This window comes from Empedobacter sp. ULE_I140 (genome assembly GCF_053482575.1).
Genome location: NZ_JBQMTX010000001.1, coordinates 1,028,378 through 1,045,596, shown reverse-complemented (window position 1 = coordinate 1,045,596; position 17,219 = coordinate 1,028,378). Strand labels below are relative to the sequence as shown.

General features: G+C 31.2%; 16 protein-coding genes. 7 read left to right on the top strand and 9 right to left on the bottom strand.

The features are described from left to right. Positions 1 to 14: 14 nt before the first annotated feature. A complete protein-coding gene (locus tag ACTS9J_RS04995; RefSeq protein ID WP_219034552.1) occupies positions 15 to 506 on the top strand; it encodes a metallophosphoesterase family protein in 492 nt (163 codons plus the stop codon). Between the two features lie 76 nt (positions 507 to 582). After that, positions 583 to 1,032 (top strand): flavodoxin family protein, encoded by a 450-nt coding sequence (locus tag ACTS9J_RS04990; RefSeq protein WP_448352953.1) that lies wholly within the window; start codon positions 583 to 585, stop codon positions 1,030 to 1,032. Between the two features lie 76 nt (positions 1,033 to 1,108). On the opposite strand, the gene ACTS9J_RS04985 is transcribed toward ACTS9J_RS04990, so the two are convergent. Further along, positions 1,109 to 2,143: an alpha/beta hydrolase gene (locus ACTS9J_RS04985; protein ID WP_448352952.1), complete on the bottom strand. Its 1,035-nt coding sequence runs from the start codon at positions 2,141 to 2,143 to the stop codon at positions 1,109 to 1,111. Positions 2,144 to 2,233: 90 nt separating this feature from the next. Here ACTS9J_RS04985 and ACTS9J_RS04980 point away from each other — a divergent pair, with 90 nt between their 5' ends. Further along, complete coding sequence (locus ACTS9J_RS04980) at positions 2,234 to 2,956, top strand: YqjF family protein (protein ID WP_448352951.1); 723 nt, start codon at positions 2,234 to 2,236, stop codon at positions 2,954 to 2,956. A 3-nt stretch (positions 2,957 to 2,959) separates the two neighbouring features. On the opposite strand, the gene ACTS9J_RS04975 is transcribed toward ACTS9J_RS04980, so the two are convergent. Next, on the bottom strand, positions 2,960 to 3,439 hold the full coding sequence (locus ACTS9J_RS04975; protein ID WP_448352950.1) for a GNAT family N-acetyltransferase: 480 nt from the start codon (positions 3,437 to 3,439) through the stop codon (positions 2,960 to 2,962). Between the two features lie 163 nt (positions 3,440 to 3,602). Between ACTS9J_RS04975 and ACTS9J_RS04970 the strand changes: the two genes are divergently transcribed. Then, a complete protein-coding gene (locus ACTS9J_RS04970) occupies positions 3,603 to 4,373 on the top strand; it encodes a CDGSH iron-sulfur domain-containing protein (RefSeq protein ID WP_448352949.1) in 771 nt (256 codons plus the stop codon). 71 nt (positions 4,374 to 4,444) lie between these two features. Here ACTS9J_RS04970 and mnmA read toward each other — a convergent pair whose 3' ends face one another. The 3 genes from mnmA to ACTS9J_RS04955 all read right to left on the bottom strand — a co-directional run bounded on the left by mnmA (position 4,445) and on the right by ACTS9J_RS04955 (position 8,051). After that, positions 4,445 to 5,638, bottom strand: a complete 1,194-nt coding sequence (gene mnmA, locus ACTS9J_RS04965) for a tRNA 2-thiouridine(34) synthase MnmA (protein ID WP_291091455.1) — start codon at positions 5,636 to 5,638, stop codon at positions 4,445 to 4,447. 64 nt (positions 5,639 to 5,702) lie between these two features. After that, positions 5,703 to 7,019, bottom strand: a complete 1,317-nt coding sequence (locus ACTS9J_RS04960) for a Na+/H+ antiporter NhaC family protein (protein WP_291077421.1) — start codon at positions 7,017 to 7,019, stop codon at positions 5,703 to 5,705. 165 nt (positions 7,020 to 7,184) lie between these two features. Beyond that, positions 7,185 to 8,051, bottom strand: coding sequence for a cupin-like domain-containing protein (locus ACTS9J_RS04955; protein ID WP_291077423.1), 867 nt, complete (start codon positions 8,049 to 8,051; stop codon positions 7,185 to 7,187). Between the two features lie 289 nt (positions 8,052 to 8,340). Between ACTS9J_RS04955 and ACTS9J_RS04950 the strand changes: the two genes are divergently transcribed. Then, the gene (locus ACTS9J_RS04950) at positions 8,341 to 10,494 is read left to right on the top strand and encodes an OmpA family protein (RefSeq protein ID WP_448352948.1); all 2,154 of its coding nucleotides are present in this window, start codon (positions 8,341 to 8,343) and stop codon (positions 10,492 to 10,494) included. Positions 10,495 to 10,557: 63 nt separating this feature from the next. On the opposite strand, the gene ACTS9J_RS04945 is transcribed toward ACTS9J_RS04950, so the two are convergent. Together ACTS9J_RS04945 and ACTS9J_RS04940 are read right to left on the bottom strand one after the other, a co-directional pair. After that, positions 10,558 to 11,763: an RsmB/NOP family class I SAM-dependent RNA methyltransferase gene (locus ACTS9J_RS04945; RefSeq protein ID WP_038333863.1), complete on the bottom strand. Its 1,206-nt coding sequence runs from the start codon at positions 11,761 to 11,763 to the stop codon at positions 10,558 to 10,560. 54 nt (positions 11,764 to 11,817) lie between these two features. After that, a complete protein-coding gene (locus tag ACTS9J_RS04940) occupies positions 11,818 to 12,240 on the bottom strand; it encodes an acyl-CoA thioesterase (RefSeq protein WP_448353465.1) in 423 nt (140 codons plus the stop codon). Between the two features lie 361 nt (positions 12,241 to 12,601). Here ACTS9J_RS04940 and ACTS9J_RS04935 point away from each other — a divergent pair, with 361 nt between their 5' ends. After that, the gene (locus ACTS9J_RS04935; RefSeq protein WP_448352947.1) at positions 12,602 to 14,734 is read left to right on the top strand and encodes a Tex family protein; all 2,133 of its coding nucleotides are present in this window, start codon (positions 12,602 to 12,604) and stop codon (positions 14,732 to 14,734) included. 75 nt (positions 14,735 to 14,809) lie between these two features. Here ACTS9J_RS04935 and ACTS9J_RS04930 read toward each other — a convergent pair whose 3' ends face one another. Continuing rightward, the gene (locus tag ACTS9J_RS04930; RefSeq protein WP_291059334.1) at positions 14,810 to 15,313 is read right to left on the bottom strand and encodes a DUF2314 domain-containing protein; all 504 of its coding nucleotides are present in this window, start codon (positions 15,311 to 15,313) and stop codon (positions 14,810 to 14,812) included. Between the two features lie 42 nt (positions 15,314 to 15,355). After that, positions 15,356 to 16,744, bottom strand: a complete 1,389-nt coding sequence (locus ACTS9J_RS04925; RefSeq protein ID WP_448352946.1) for an HTTM domain-containing protein — start codon at positions 16,742 to 16,744, stop codon at positions 15,356 to 15,358. Between the two features lie 72 nt (positions 16,745 to 16,816). Here ACTS9J_RS04925 and ACTS9J_RS04920 point away from each other — a divergent pair, with 72 nt between their 5' ends. Continuing rightward, positions 16,817 to 17,218, top strand: a complete 402-nt coding sequence (locus ACTS9J_RS04920) for a thiol-disulfide oxidoreductase DCC family protein (RefSeq protein ID WP_291071433.1) — start codon at positions 16,817 to 16,819, stop codon at positions 17,216 to 17,218. Position 17,219: the final 1 nt, after the last annotated feature.

Sequence of the window (17,219 nt, the reverse complement as noted above, 5' to 3'; positions counted from 1 at the left end):
AAAAATACAACCTTTTGAAGAAAATTCTTTTACTTTCGGACACGCATTCTTATATCGACGATAGAATTTTGGAATATGCGCAACAAGCAGACGAAATTTGGCATGCTGGCGATATTGGCGATATTTCTGTAACCGATAAATTGGCTGAAATAAAACCTTTGCGTGCTGTTTATGGAAATATTGATGATAATAAAGCGCGCGCAGAATTCCCGCTCAACAACAGATTTACGTTGGAAGGTGTTGATGTTTGGATTACGCATATTGGTGGTTATCCAGGAAAATATAATCCTGCAATTCGAAAAGAAATCACAGAAAATCCTCCGAAATTATTTATTTGTGGACATTCACATATACTAAAAGTGATGCCTGATAAACAATTGGGTTTAATTCATATGAATCCAGGCGCTGTTGGTAAACACGGTTTTCAGAAAGTTCGTACGATGTTACGTTTTGAATTGAATAAAGGAAAAATTGAAAATTTAGAAGTGATTGAATTTAAGAAATGATTTGCGAGGTTCGTAGCTCGAAATGCGAAATGCTGTAAGCGAAACTATAATTTTTTTGAATTATATTGAATGTAAAATGAATAAGCAAATTATTATAAACGGTTCTCACAATAGAGATGGTGACACAACGAAATTGTTTCAAGAAATTTATCCTGAAATAGCTTGTTTAAAATTGATTGATTATACTATTGAACTTTATAATTATGATGAAACTTATTCTGACAAAGATCAATTCTTAGAAATCATTAATCAAATTATAGAATTTGAAGAAATAATTTTTGCGACACCAGTTTATTGGTATTCGATGAGTAGTTTGATGAAAATTTTCTTTGATCGATTAATAGATTTAATTAGTTCTCAAGAAACAATTGGACGAAAATTAATGGGTAAAAAAGTACGTGTTATCACAAGTTCTATCGGAAATCATTTGGATGATAATTTCTTTTTACCTTTTATTGAAACTGTAAATTTTCTTCATTTAGAATATATTGGAGGAAAACATTATTTGAAGCAAAACAACGTATAATAACGAAGTTTGAATTACTATTTAGGAAATGAATAAGCGAAGTTCGCATTTCGAGTTTTGCACTTCTAACCTCCCTTTATTTGGCCAACTTGAATTCTTTCAGAATTGTAATAAACTTCGGATTAGTGATATATTCTCTAAATTCGTGCGAATCTTGTCCGGAAAAATCAGTTTCTTCTAAAAATATATAATTTTTAGAAAGTTCATCAAACAAATCTTTTTTGTAACCAAAATCTGTCGCAATCAAACTTCGAGATAAAAATCCAATCTTTCCTTTCCCTAATACATAATCCGTGTCATTTATCGTGATATGCATACGTTTTAATTGAGGTGTAAACGTTTTTAATTGATTATTATCTAACGTAAAATCAATTTTTCCAATTGCAGGCGCCAACATAATACTATAAATTTTATTATTATTTTCTAACAAAGTTTCTGCATTCGTAAAATCCACATGATGCGCATTTTCAGCACGTTTTATTTCACTTTCGCGTAACGAAGGATTCACAAGTGAACTCAAAACAACCGATGCGCCACGACTATGCGAAATCAAATAAACATCTTTGTTATGAATGACATTCAAAATTCTACGAAGTCCAAAAACGCCCGCCATTTGGCTATTTGTCGTTGCACTTACCCAAACTTTTGCTGCTCCAAAAAGACTTTCGTTCACCAATCCATCCCAATAAAAATTAATTATCTCATCATTCGAAGAATTAATATTCATATAAGTTTTGGCTTTGTTGTAATTTTTCAAGCTAAACATATAATCATTGTCAATTCCATGCACAAAAATGATGACACGTTTCTTATTTTTAACTCTTTTTTCGATATTTTTTAGACGTAAATCTTCGTAAGAAGTTAATTGATTTTGAAAGTTGTTTTCAGTCGCAATTTTCATCAACGAATAATCTCTACGACTTGCATTTCTAGGAGGTTTACCATATGATTTCAACCAATTATCTGGGTAAAAATTCCCGTTTTGATCCACAAAAGAACTTGTTGTATTCGGTTGAATAAAATTATTTGGATTCTGAGAAGTTGGCACATTATGTATTGCTGCACATGACGTTAAAAAACTAATCACGAAGATATAAAACAAGTTTTTCATATGATAAAAATTGGTATGCGAAGTAACTACAATTTTCTTTATTTCACAATAGATTTTGTACCTTCAACAATAAGTTTAACAAGGTTTTAAGTGAAATATACAATCAAACAAATTTTAGACGAAACAAATCATCGTGCTTGGAAATATCCTTCAAAATCATGGAAATATTATCAAGAATGGAACAAAGCGTTATTTTTTCATTACAGAATTGACAAAGAAATCTTGAGAGAATTCGTTCCAAAAGATTTAGAAATTGATGAAATAAATGATTCTGCTTGGGTTTCGCTTGTCGCTTTTACAATGGAAAAAATTCGACCTCGCTTTTTGCCTGCATTCTCTCCTATTTCTGATTTTGACGAAATTAATATGAGAACGTATCTCACAAAAAATGGAAAACCTGGCGTTTATTTTTTATCGATTGAAGCTGGAAAATTATTTTCTGCAATTTTAGCTAAATCATTATCAGGTTTACCATACGAAAAATCAAATATCAACAGAACCGAAAATTCTTATCAAGCCAATCATCCCAAACGAAATTTCTCTTTATTAACGGATTTCCATATTGGAATGCAAGTTAAACACAAAACTGAATTGGATTTATTTCTGACTGAACGATATTGCTTGTATCTGGAAAATAACAATCAATTGTTTCGTTACGAAATCCAACATTTACCATGGAAAATCAATCAACTTGAATTAGATTTTTTAACGATTGATTACCAACTTCAAGATTTAAATATCCATTCGAGACCAGATTTAGTGCATTATTCAGAAGGTGTGCAAGTTGTCGCTTGGGAGAAAGAAAGAGTTTAACAATTAAATTTTCTTCTTCAACAAATGTTGCATTCCATTGAACCATTCCCGTTGAGAACCATCATCTATATAACCGACTTTTAGATACAAATCATATGCTGATTTATTGTTGAAATTAACCGCTAAAACTAATTCATCAATCGTATGAAAATTATCTTTTACAAAATCATCCATCAAACTCATAGAAATTTTTCCGTAACCCTTTCCTTGAAATTCTGGATTTATCGATAAAGAACGCAACAACAACGAATTCGTATTATTCGTCATCTCCAATTTATCGTCACCATAATCTAACACAAAAAAACCAATTGGCACTTCATCTAACAAAATTGTAATTGGTTTTGCATGTCCATCTGTGCGTAATTTCAAACGCTCAAAAGTCTCGCTAGGCAAGGCTGTAAAAGGAATTTGGTCTTCTGGCAAATTGTATAACAAAGCATCGTGGTGTTTGGTTTCTGTATGTTTGAGTTGAATTGTTGACATGGATAATTATTTTCAATTAAAATTAATCAAAACATTCTAAATCTTATATAAAAACAACAAGGTTTATCTATTAAATTTTAACGAATTATCAATAAAAATTTAAAATCATTCTAACTAAAATACTTTTTAAATTGTAGATAATTTCAATCTAAAATCTACAATTATGGATAATCAAAATAAGTTAAATATTCAAATCGGGACAACTCAAAATACAGATGGTATCTATGTAGAAGTCACAGAAAATGGACCTTATATCTTGCACGGAAAACCTAAAATTGTTCAGCAATTTATCGTTCCAAATCAGCAAGGAACTTCTGTTAATTACAAACAAGGGGAAGAATTTGAAGCAAAGGATGCAACTTATCTTTGTCGTTGTGGATTATCCCAACACAAACCTTATTGTGATGGTTCGCATAAAAAAGCAGCAGAAAATGGTGTTGATTTAACTGAAAGAGCAACTTTTAATCCTGAATTATTAACTGCAGAAGTTATAGAAGGACCTGTTGTTTCGCTCACTGATGACGAAAAATTATGTGCTTTTGCTCGATTTTGTGACAATGGAAAACGTATTTGGAACCAAGTTGAAGATTCTACACAAAACTCTGTTGATTTGAGTGTTGAAATGGCACATCATTGTCCTTCTGGACGGTTGATTGTTTGGGATGAAAATAATCAACCAATTGAAGATGATAACACCTCAGCTTCTGTTGGAATTATTGAAGATGTTGCGAATGATTTGAGTGGTCCTTATGCATTATGGGGAGGAATTCCGCTAAAAAGTGCGAATGGCGAATATTACGAAGTGCGAAATCGACAAACAATTTGCCGTTGTGGACAATCTTCTAATAAGCCTTTTTGTGATGGAACACATGCTTCTATGAGATTTCAAGATGGATTACCAAAGCAACCAAAAGCAGACGGGAAAGTTTTTTAATAAAATGATATTAACATAAAAACGCTCAAGAAAATCCTGAGCGTTTTATGTTAATAATGATGTTTATATTTTTAATTATTAATAACACCAGAACCTAAAAGTTCGTCATCAACATACCACGCACAGAATTGACCTTCTGTAATTGCAGATTGAGGATTTTCGAACTCGACATACATTCCGTTTTCAGCTTTGTGTAAAATTGCTTTTTGCAAAGGTTGACGGTAACGAATACGCGCCATCACTTCCATTGTTTCGTCTGTTTTTAAAGTTAAATCTTCGCGAACCCAATGTACTTCTTCCTCTTTTATAAACAATGCTTTCTTCAACAAACCTGGGTGATTTGCACCTTGACCTGTGTAAACAACATTTGTCTCTACATCTGTATCAATAATAAACAAAGGTTCTACTTTTCCTCCAACTCCCAATCCTTTTCGTTGACCGCGAGTGAAATAATGTGCACCTTGATGTTTACCTACAATTTCTCCGTCTTCTTGTTTATATGAGAAACCTTTTGCTTCGAAATCTAATGCTTCATATTTATTTGCAAAAGTTGGAATTTCTCTTTTATATCCGTTCCAATCTTTGGCTATTTCTACAATTACACCTTCTTTTGGTTTTAATTGTTGTTGCAAAAATTCAGGTAAACTAACTTTTCCAATAAAACATAAACCTTGCGAATCTTTCTTATTCGCTGTAACCAAGCCTTGCTCTTGCGCAATTCTTCTTACTTCTGGTTTTTCTATATCTCCAATTGGGAATAATGCTTTGCTTAATTGATCTTGCGACAATTGACACAAGAAATACGATTGATCTTTATTGTTATCATAACCTTTTAACAATTGAAAAATCTCTTTTCCATTTTCATCAATTGTAGAAGTTTTTCGTGCATAATGTCCTGTTGCAACGTAATCTGCTCCAAGTTCTAAAGCTGTTTTCAAAAACAAATCGAACTTAATTTCTCGGTTACACAACACATCAGGATTTGGTGTTCTTCCTTGCTCGTATTCATTGAACATATAATCTACAATACGTTCTTTGTACGAATCAGACATATCAATTACCTGAAAAGGAATATCTAATTTTTTAGCTACCAACAAAGCGTCTGCACTATCTTCTATCCATGGGCATTCATCTTCCAACGTTACTGATGCATCGTTCCAATTACGCATAAATAATCCGATCACATCATAGCCTTGCTCTTTTAGCAAATAGGCTGTAACACTTGAATCTACTCCTCCAGAAAGTCCTACGACAACTCTTTTCATCTTAAAAAATTTCAGTCTACAAAGTTATAAAATAATATTCGACGAATGACGATCCAACATCAATCTATTTTTTGAATGAGTTTGACTGAAAAAATAGGATAAAAATAAGGGTACAAATTCCAGTTAAAAATGGATAATATAAGTTTGATAAAACATCAACCGAAGAAACCTTTGTTCTACTTGAAATTGTATTTGCAGCAGCAACAGCAGCCAAAACTTGTGCACCATAAGGTAAGATTCCTTGTACAAAACATGAAACCGTATCCAAAATACTTGCCACACGTTTTCCCTCTAAATCATGATGATCAGAAATATCTTTTGCAATTTTACCACAAATCAAAATTGTAATCGTGTTATTTGCCAAACAAGCATTCGCCAAAGCTGTAAGCGATGCAATACTCATCTCAGCCTGACGTTTTGTTTTAATATTTTTGGTTAGATGATAAATGATAAAATCTAATCCGCCATTCAAACGAATAATTCCAACAATTCCACCAATAATTAAACAAATAATACTCAACTCAAACATTCCTTTAAAACCTTCATTAATAGAAGATACTAAGTCTAGTAAAGGAACACCAGAATAGAACAAACCAATTCCAAAAAACGAAAGAATTCCTACAATTAAAGCCCAAATCACATTAATTCCAGAGATTGCTAGTCCAAAAACTAATAGATAAGGTAAGATTAAAATCAAGTCAAAATCTAACTGTTTTCCTTGGAAATTGGTTGTGTCAAAATGTTGAGAAAGTGAAAAATATATAATCGTCGAAACAATAGCTGCTGGAACTACTATTCGAAAATTAGTTTTAAATTTAGATTTCATGGTCACTTCTTGCGTACGTGTTGCAGCAATTGTTGTATCAGAAATAAATGATAAATTATCGCCAAACATCGCTCCACCAACCACTGCACCTAACAAAATTGGCATAGAACCTGGGATCATTTTATCCATTTGCACTGCAATCGGAGCAACAGTTACAATTGTTCCAACCGATGTTCCCAAAGCAGTCGCAATAAAACAAGACAACAAAAAGAAACCTGCTACAATAAAGGAAGAAGGAAGATAATTCAAAAATAAATTCACTGTTGATTCTACAGCACCAATTGTAGATCCTAAACTTCCAAACGCTCCAGCGAGAAGAAAAATTAAAATCATCAACATAATTGTTTCTTCACCCGCATTCTTACAAAAAGCCTCGGCTTTCGTATGAAATGAAACCTTAGGGAATTGAACAAATGCAATTACGAGCGCCAACATGAAAACAACCAATGCTGGAACGGAGTAAAAATCGTTTAGATAAATAGATGCCGAAAAATAGACAAGTATGAAAATGATTAAAGGCAATAAAGCCCAAAAATTTCCTTTTTTTATGATCATATTACTAAAAATTCAGAAAAATATTCTGCAAATATCTATCGAAATTTTAAATCATGAAAATCAAATATTTATTGATTTATAAGTTTTTAGGACAGTAGAATAAAAAAAGGAACATCTTTCGAAAGATATTCCTTCATTTAGAAAAATTTTCTAAAAACTGTATTTTTATTTCGCAATTAATTTATTTGTTTGTGAAATTGCGCGCTCATTTTTTTCTTCAATCCAAGTTTTACCTTTTATTTTTCGCATCACATTATCGTATGTACGCATCAAAAATATGTTATAAATCGCTTCGGACAAATTTTTTGGTTTATGTGCCAACGAACGCAAACTCATCGAGAAACCTGGCGTCAAATATTTCATATAATGCCACCAACCTTCTGGCATATAAAGCATTTCTCCGTGTTTTAAGTCTGCTACCATCGGATTTATATTTTTCAGCGCTGGCCATTTATCAAAATCAGGATTATCAAAATCAATATCTTCTCGACAAATTACCGAATGCGGAATTTTGTACATGTATTTCGAATCCTTTGGCGGAACAATAATACAACGTTTTTTTCCTGCAAAATGAAAATGTAAAATGTTCGCTAAATCGATATCATAATGCATAAAAACATTCGATCCTTCACCTCCAAAAAATAACATTGGCATCGATTTGAAAAGATTCAAACCCAAATCTGGCATTTTATAATCTTGTTGCAATTGCGGAACTTGACTCATCAAATTGTACAAAAATATACGCAAATCTGTCGGCTCACTTTGCAACAAATCTACATATTCAGACATTTTCATCTTTGCTATTGGTTCATTTACTTTCTTCGTATAATCAACCGGATCATTATTGTATAAAGGGACAACCTTGTTGCCTGCAACTTGTTTTATATACTCAAAATTCCACTTTTCGTACGCAGGCCAATCCTCTGTAATTCGCTCTACTACAACTGGTTTTTGAGGTTTAACGTAATATTTCTGAAAATCTTTTGCAGAAATACTTTCTACTCTTTCAACTTCTGTGAAATTAAAATTCATCTTTTATGTAAAATAAAGTGCAAATTTACTTAACTTTTTTGTTAAATCTGAACGATGCAATTATTAAACCAATCTTTTTTAAATATGATTTAATAATTATTTCTGATTTGATAATTTATTAAATATACATTGAACTTTACAATAACTGATGATAGAAAACACATCAATTCTTTCATTATCTTTACATTGAATTTTTAAAATTGATTCGTTGAACACAAAAAATCTATTTTTTTCCTTTTTTTTTATTCTGCTGAATACATTTTGTTGTGCACAGCAAATTTATCCGTATTTGGAACTTCAAAATGAAGAAGATTTTGAAAAAATAGAAGCAATTTCTCTCGAAAATGACTATAATTTTCATCATTTATTGGGTAATTTGAGTCATAATTTTACATTTCAGAACAATTCTTCGGAAGATATTTTGGCTAAATTTATTTATCCTTATCAAGCTTCTCAAAATGTGTACGAATTAAAAGCTTTTGTAAATGATAAAGTTTTCGAAATTCAATCCAAATCTATTGTAGATATTCGAAAAGAGTTAAAAAATATTGATGCTTCAACTATTTTTAAAAATCAACAAAACAATCAAGTTTTACAATTAGATTTAGGAAAAATTCCTGCACATGCTACACTAAAAATTCAGCTAAAAGTTTCGAAAATTATTGAAGAAAATAGTTTGAATTATCAAGTTTCATTTTTAGAATTTATCGTTAAACGAACAGAATCTTTTACCCAAATTCATCGTTGGAACAATCAATTGAATGGTTACCCGAAAAACATAAATTCAGATATTCATCTTTCGGGAAATTTTCCGATTTCAAAAATTGTTTCTGATTTAAAATTTTCAAAGGAAGATGATCGAAATTATGTTTCAAAAAATTTCGATAAAAAGATTCCAACTCTTCAATATGCTTATACAAAAAATGAACTACAAACAGGAATTGAAACGTTTACTGAAAATGGTTGCGATTATATTTTAGGAACAATTGAACCTGCAAATAATCCTTCTAAATACAATGCTCCGCGAGAATTTTTGTTCGTTTTGGATGCTTCTGGTTCTATGATGAATCAACCAATTGAAACCACCAAAAAATTGATGAATCAACTTCTTCCAAATTTGAACGAAACAGATAAATTTAATGTGCTGATTTATTCGACAAAAAATGAATTAGTTTTTAAAGAATCTCAATTTTCAACCAAAGAAAACATCAATTTAGCTTTAAAAAAAATTAATTCTTTGAATGGAACTGGCGAAAAATTATTGGACGAAGCAATAGAGCAAATTCAGAAAAATCCTTTTGATAAAAACTATAAAAGAATCATTACAATTATATCGGATGGAGCAATGAATTTGAATGAAACTATTTATAATTCGCTTCGAAATTATGCGAAAGATACACAATTTATAACTTTAGGAATTGGAAAAGAATTGGATTATCAAGCGATGAATTTTATTAGTTTGGCGACAGGAACACTTCCGATTACGATAAACGAACCAAAAGAATTGAATCAAAAAACAACTCAATTTCAGCAAGCTGTTTTGAATTCTTCTATTTATCACCTTAAAGTTCAATCATCCCAAATCAACCTCAACGAAACGTTTCCGAAGAATTTCAATACGTATTTAGCTCAAAATTCGGTCAATTTTGTTTCGCGCGATTGCAATCGTCGTTATCCAAAAAAAATCGAAATTATTGGTAATCAATCCAACCAAAATTTCACTCAAAATTTTGAAATCAAACAACCAAATCCAAGTGAATTTACCGAAGCAATTAAGTTTTATTGGGCAAAACAAAAAATTGATTATCTCTTAAAAGATGAGGAACGTTGCGGTGAAATGTGCAAAAAAGATGGACGATATCGAAAAGAAATTGAGAAAATTGGAACTGAATTTAACATTTCAACACCTTATAATTTATTGATCCAGAAAGGAAATATAGAAAATTACAACAATGATTATGATACAGATGGCGATGGCGTGATGGATATCGAAGATGAATGTCCGTATATAAAAGGAAATCGTTTTGGAAATGGTTGTCCAGAAAGCAATTTGAGTGATAAAAAGATTGGAAATTATGTTCAAGATTATTCAAATTATTTAATGGAAACCGTCGAATTTGATTTTGATAAAGCTGAAATCAGAGCTATTGATTATCCAAAATTGAATGAAGTTGTTGCAATTATGAAACGAAATCCATCACATCATTTTGTTATCGAAGGTCATACAGATGCGGTTGGAACAGAATCTTACAATATAGATTTATCACAACGAAGAGCAAACGCTGTGTTGAATTATTTGATAGAAAAAGGCTTAAATAAAAATCGATTTTCAATTTCCGCTAAAGGTTTTTCAGACTTGAAACACAAAGAATGCAATCCTGCTGCAAATTGTATTGACTGGAAAAATTTTGAAAATAGACGAGTTAGATTTAAGATAAAATAATTATTGTAACAAAAAAAGACCAAGCTTTCACTTAGTCTTTTGTATCTTATAATAATTAACAGCTTAAGAAATTCTTTCAATCAAAGCCATGTAAAATCCATCATAATTAGTTTGAGATGGATAATGCATTTTGTCTGAAACCATTTTATAATTTGGATTATTTTTCAAGAATTTTTCTACTTGTTGTTCATTTTCTTGTGGTAAAATAGAACAAGTTGCATAAACCATCATTCCACCAACTTTAATGATTTTAGAATAATCAGCTAATATTTTTTCTTGTGTTGCTAATATTTCGTCAATAAATTCTGGTCTTAATTTCCATTTTGCATCAGGATTACGTTTCAAAACTCCCATTCCAGAACAAGGCGCATCAATCAACAAGCGGTCAGCAGAATTTTCCATACGCTTGATTGTTTTTGCTTCAATCACCTTTGTTTGTACATTTTGCACATTGTTACGTTTTGCACGACGTTTCAATTCTTTCAATTTCCAATCGTACAAATCCATTGCAATAATTTGCCCTTTGTTTTCCATCAAAGCAGCTAAATGCAATGTTTTTCCTCCTGCACCAGCACAAGCATCTACCACACGCATTCCTGGTTGAACACGTAAATATGGCGCAATCAATTGTGATCCTGCATCTTGAACTTCGAACCAACCATTCTGAAATTCATCTGTACGAAAAATATTTGTTTTCTCTTCTAGCTCTAAAGCATCTTGATATTTCGATAAAACTTTCGTTTTTATTCTACGCTCCTTCAACGCTTTTTGTAATGTTTTACGGTCTGTTTTCAAGGAATTCACACGTAAAACTGTTGGTGCTTGCGAGTTCATTGCATGCACTTCATCTAACCAACGATTTCCCAACGACTTCTCTCCTAACTCGAACATCCAATCTGGATATGATTCAGCAACCGCAATATTTTTAGACGAATTGTGATGTCTTTTCAAGACTTCTTTTGGATAGATTTTTTGAAATTCTTCCCATTTTGGTAACGTTTGCTCTGGATCTAAAGCAAACCAAGTTCCAACAAACTCCCAAATTGTATCAGGAGAAAGCGGACGGCTCATTGCCCCTTCAACCAAACGTTTCCAACGAACTAAATCGTAAACCGTTTCGGCAATAAAAGCACGATCGCGCGCTCCCCATTGCTTATTAGATTTCAATGTTCGCTCAACTTCTTTATCTGCATATTTTCCTTCGAAGAAAATTTGTTGCAATGTGTCGGTAATTCCGACAAATAAATTTTTATATGGTAAAATCTTCATAACTCGGTGCAAATTTACAAAGACTTAAATGATTAGCGTAATTAATTTATAAGATTATACAAGTTCGAAAAGATCTTTTATCTTTTGAGGAACCTCAACCACTTTATTATGCTGATAATCGAAGGTAACCATTCCTGTTTTAGCTTTTGCAATTAATTTATCTTTTATAGAAATTTTATAAATGATATCAAAACTAACGCGCGAAAAATCTTGCACACCAATTTCAATTAACAATTCATCGCCATAAAAAGCTTGATTTTTATATTCGATTGCAACATCACCCATAATCACACTTACACCTCCAAAATTGAATTCTGAATAACCATAATGTTGAAAAAACTGAATTCGCGCTTCATGTATAATGGACAATACTTTATCGTTTGCCAAATGATTCCCATAATTGAGATCAGTTATGCGTACTGGTATTATTGTTGAAAATAAAAAATTGTCTGAAAAATATAATTTTATACGAGCCATTCTGTAGATATATTTGCTCAAAGATAATAAAGTTGAATTAAAAAAAAACGGGTTTAAGCTCCTCAGCTTAAACCCAATTGATTTTAAAAAAAACTTAAACTTGTAAGTATAAATTTAACATTAAAAAAAATCAATCTTACTCTCTACTACCTGATTTCAAATTTAGAAATAATTTAATAAAAACCAATTTTTTTTAGAAAATTTTAATTATATTTTTTTATTTGAAATAAGACTGATATAAAAAACTCTAAATATTAGATTAATAAAAAACCAATATTCTATTTAATACGACCTGTATAAATAAAATATGCTATTTTTTATGTTTGTGAAAAATAGTAATTTGCAAAACCAAACTTTTAATATGAATTTGATTCAATACATTCATCAACATCTTAATTCTATTCCAGAAAAATCAATCAACAATACAGTAAATTGTTTGAATGAAGACAACACCATACCCTTTATTGCAAGATATAGAAAAGAGGTCACAGGAAATCTTGATGAGGTTCAAATTTCTTCTATAAAAAAACTTCAAAATCAATACAATGAAATTGTTTCTCGAAAAGAATTTATTTTAAAAACATTAGAAGAACAAAATCAATTGAATAATGAATTACAACAACGTATTCAGAAAAGTTTTGATTTGGTCCAATTAGAGGATTTATATCTTCCTTATAAAAAGAAGAAAAAAACACGTGCGACAATTGCGAAAGAAAAAGGTTTAGAGCCTTTGGCGAAAATCATCATGAAACAAAATAATATTCCTGATTTGGATGATTTAGCAAAAAAATATCTGAATGAAGATGTGACAAGTATCGAAGAAGCTTTTGCGGGGGTTCAAGATATTATTGCAGAATGGATCAATGAAAATGAGTATGTACGTCATCGATTACGAGATATTTTCAGAAAATCTGCTTTTATTGAAAGTAAATTGGTCAAATCTAAAATAGACGATGAAGATTCAACTAAATATTCAAATTATTTTGAATACGAAGAGCCTTTAAAAAAAATTGCTTCACATCGTTTATTGGCTATTTTAAGAGGTGAGAACGAAGGTTTTTTAAAAGTAAATGTATCAATTGATAAAAAAGAAGCCTTCAAATTTTTGGAATATACGTTGATAAAATCTATTCAACCAGAAGTTTCTTGGGTTATTGAAGAAGCCATAAAACATGCCTACAAACGACTTTTAGCTCCTTCAATTTCAAATGAAGTATTGAAAGAGGCAAAAGAAAAAGCAGATGAAACGTCAATCAATGTTTTTTCCAAAAATCTAAATCAACTGCTATTAGCACCACCTTTGGGAGAAAAAAGAATTTTGGCAATAGATCCTGGTTACAAATCGGGATGCAAAGTGGTTGTTTTAGATGAGCAAGGCGATTTGTTACACAACGAAAATATCTATCCTCATGCGCCACAAAATGAAAAAACTCAAGCTATCAAAAAATTAAAATCGCTTGTCAATGCTTATAATGTAGATGCAATTTCAATAGGAAATGGAACAGCTTCTCGCGAGACAGAATATTTGGTTCAGAATATTGCATTTGATCGTCCACTAAAAGTTTTTGTTGTAAATGAAGCTGGTGCTTCGGTTTATTCGGCTTCTAAAATTGCGCGCGACGAATTTCCGGATAAAGATGTTACCGTTCGCGGTGCTGTTTCTATAGGCCGCCTTTTACAAGATCCTTTGGCAGAATTAGTGAAAATAGAGCCAAAATCGATTGGAGTTGGTCAGTATCAACATGATGTCGATCAAACTTTATTGAAAAATGAGTTGGATGATGTTGTTTCTTTCTGTGTAAACAAAGTTGGTGTAAATCTGAACACAGCAAGCAAACATTTACTAAATTATGTTGCAGGAATTGGTGAAAAAATGGCTGAAAATATTGTAGAATATCGAAGCGAAAATGGTGCGTTTAATTCGAGAAAAGAGTTACTAAAAGTTCCTCGTTTGGGTGAAAAAGCATTCTTACAAGCTTCTGCTTTTTTACGAATTCCAAATGCAAAAAATCCGTTAGATAATTCTGCTGTTCACCCAGAATCGTATGCTCTTGTAGAGAAAATGGCGAAAGATTTGAAAGTTGATTTGAAAGATTTAATTCAGAATAAAGAATTGATTAATCAACTTGATTTGACCAAATATATTACAGAAAAAGTAGGTTTACCAACTTTAGAAGATATTAAAAAGGAACTCGAAAAACCTGGTTTAGATCCGCGTTCTACAGCCAAAGTTTTTAGTTTTGATCAACGATTAAAGAAATTCGAAGATTTGCAATTGGGCATGAAAGTTCCTGGAATTATTAATAATATTACCAATTTTGGCTGTTTTGTAGATATAGGAATTAAAGAAAATGGTTTAATTCATATTTCTAAAATTTCGAATGAATTTATTTCAGATGTAAATTCAAAAGTGCATTTAAGTCAACAAATTGAAGTAACCGTAATTGGAATTGATACAGAAAAACGTAAAATTCAATTGTCTTTGATTGATTAAGGAAAATAATTTCAAAATAAAAAGGCAATCTAACAAAAGATTGCCTTTTTGATTTTATTATTTTCTGAGCAGAAACTAATCTTCAAATTTTACTTTATATTGTTTATCAAACTCTTTTTTCTGCGCATCAGTCATCTTACTACGCATATATTTTATTGTAAATCCACCAATCATTTTATCACCTTTATAATACATCCAATCCGATAATTTGGTCGGATCAATCACAACTGTATCATTGTGTTTCACCAATTTTGTGTATTGCGGAACGTTGTCTACAATTCCTTTTAATTGATCGTTATCCGAATATACATCACGAATCCAAATATGTTCTTTTTGTGTCGCATTCGGAATATCATACATTTGTTTGACAATAAAATTAGTCGTTGTAGTATCTTTCATCGATAACGCCAATTTGAAATCATCAAACGTTTGTTGTGCTTCCTTTCCAATACTATCCAAATCTTTTTGTTCTTGCTTTTGCTTATCCAAACCTTTGTAAGCACTTACTCCATTATCTTCCTTATTACCACAAGAAAATAATAAAGCCGAAAAAGCTATTGCGAATAATGTATATTTCATAATTGTATTTCTTTGATTGTTGTCTTATAAAGTTACATAAATTTATTCAAAATAAGATAAATTCAACTCTTTTGGTGTTGGCTGAATCCATTTTTGATGTCCAAAATAACTCCAAGTTGTGTAAGCTAAATTGTAATTTGCATTTGTAAATTGATAATAATCGCTGCCATTGACAGAAACTTTTGCATCCACAAAAACTTTGACATCATTCACACCATTTTTCGCATAATCATATTTTACATAGCGTGCAAATTGCCACATCATATCTGGACTAACCGCCATTTTTGACATTTGTTTAAAGGTTAGATATTTAGTCAAATCTACTTTCTCGCGTTTCAAGAATTTACCTTTTTTCTGTGGATCTGGTTTCGAAACATATACCACAACTTCACCCGCTTTATTACGCAACATCATTCGCCAAGCCATGCGATGACCTTCCTCTGTCCAAAAAACATTTCCGGGAATAAAGTAATGGCGAACAGGTAAAAATATTTGCCAAACTACGTAGAAAAACATCAAATAAGAGAACATGACACGACGAGTTGTCAATAAATTATCATCATCTGAACGATCCATCATAAATGATTTTTTAGGAAAAATAACTTCCTGAATTTTTACTGGATCATAAAAGAATATTAACATTGCCAAAGCAAAGAAAGGAAATATCCCAATCCCGAAAACTGCTGAATTGAAAATATGAAAGGCTACAGCACATTTGAAAGCAATCCCGCGCGTTCTATTCATCAACATTGCAGGAATAATCAATAAATCGAAAATGAATCCGCCCCAAGCAAAAACCTGTGCAAACTCTAAACTACTTACAACTTTTCCTAATCCAATCAAATTATATTTTGTTGTTAATAAATCGCCATATTCGTGAAATTTCATTTGTAAAAAAACACCGTTAAACCAATCTGGATAAATCTTCGCGAAAGCAGCAAAAGTGTATACAATCAATAACTGAATAATGAATAAAGTTGGCACCCAATTGCGCATAGTTAGACGTTTTATTTTCGGGAAAATCAAACTATCAATCGAAAAGAAATGATGCGCAGGAATTATTGTCATCATCCACGAAACTAGCATAAACAGATAATAATGGTTGTTGTAGCTTGTTTTTTGCATGAAATACGTCAACGACCATAAAATAGAAAATACTATAATCGAAAATCGGTAAGCAAATCCAAACACGATAAACCAGCCTAAAATTCCCATGAGCACGTACAAATAAATCATATTTTGTCCCAAGAAGACATTTGTCCACTCGAATCCGATGAACGAAAATGTAATGTGCGGTTCAACAAAATTTGTTTGTACCCAACCTGTAAAAATGGCTCCCCAACATTCTGCAACAATTAATAAACCAAAGATTATTCGGAAAATTACAAGTGGAGAATTATCAACTTTTCGGAATAAATATTCGCTAAACATGATTGATTGTTAATTTTGGCTAATTTAAAAATAACCTTTAGAGTTTAGCTACTTTTAGCGTATATTTATTGTATGAAAACGAGGAAAATTATTTTGTTTGATGGAATTTGCAATTTATGCAATCAATCTGTTCAGTTTGTGATTGAACATGACAAAAAAAATCAATTTCAGTTTGCTTCATTACAATCTGATTTTGGACAAAATTTCTTGAAAGAAAATAATCTGGATGCGACAAAATTTGATTCTATCGTTTTTATTGAAGATGATAAATTTTATACCAAATCATCTGCCGCACTTAAAATTTCGAAATATTTGGACGGAATAACTTCGTTGTTGACTATTTTTATGATTGTTCCAAAGCCTTTGCGCGATGTGGTTTATAGTTTTATTGCGAAAAATCGTTATCGTTGGTTTGGAAAACAAGAAAGTTGTTGGTTACCTAGTCCAGAATTGAAGGCGAAGTTTTTAGATTAAA

Excerpts from the sequence above, each read along its gene's own strand:
- ACTS9J_RS04945 (WP_038333863.1), bottom strand. The coding sequence starts at position 11,763 with ATGAAGATTTTACCATATAAAAATTTATTTGTCGGAATTACCGACACA.
- ACTS9J_RS04955 (WP_291077423.1), bottom strand. The coding sequence starts at position 8,051 with ATGAATTTTAATTTCACAGAAGTTGAAAGAGTAGAAAGTATTTCTGCA.
- ACTS9J_RS04925 (WP_448352946.1), bottom strand. The coding sequence starts at position 16,744 with ATGTTTAGCGAATATTTATTCCGAAAAGTTGATAATTCTCCACTTGTA.
- ACTS9J_RS04985 (WP_448352952.1), bottom strand. The coding sequence starts at position 2,143 with ATGAAAAACTTGTTTTATATCTTCGTGATTAGTTTTTTAACGTCATGT.
- ACTS9J_RS04935 (WP_448352947.1), top strand. The coding sequence starts at position 12,602 with ATGAATTTGATTCAATACATTCATCAACATCTTAATTCTATTCCAGAA.
- mnmA (WP_291091455.1), bottom strand. The coding sequence starts at position 5,638 with ATGAAAAGAGTTGTCGTAGGACTTTCTGGAGGAGTAGATTCAAGTGTT.
- ACTS9J_RS04975 (WP_448352950.1), bottom strand. The coding sequence starts at position 3,439 with ATGTCAACAATTCAACTCAAACATACAGAAACCAAACACCACGATGCT.
- ACTS9J_RS04960 (WP_291077421.1), bottom strand. The coding sequence starts at position 7,019 with ATGATCATAAAAAAAGGAAATTTTTGGGCTTTATTGCCTTTAATCATT.
- ACTS9J_RS04990 (WP_448352953.1), top strand. The coding sequence starts at position 583 with ATGAATAAGCAAATTATTATAAACGGTTCTCACAATAGAGATGGTGAC.
- ACTS9J_RS04920 (WP_291071433.1), top strand. The coding sequence starts at position 16,817 with ATGAAAACGAGGAAAATTATTTTGTTTGATGGAATTTGCAATTTATGC.
- ACTS9J_RS04930 (WP_291059334.1), bottom strand. The coding sequence starts at position 15,313 with ATGAAATATACATTATTCGCAATAGCTTTTTCGGCTTTATTATTTTCT.
- ACTS9J_RS04970 (WP_448352949.1), top strand. The coding sequence starts at position 3,603 with ATGGATAATCAAAATAAGTTAAATATTCAAATCGGGACAACTCAAAAT.
- ACTS9J_RS04940 (WP_448353465.1), bottom strand. The coding sequence starts at position 12,240 with ATGGCTCGTATAAAATTATATTTTTCAGACAATTTTTTATTTTCAACA.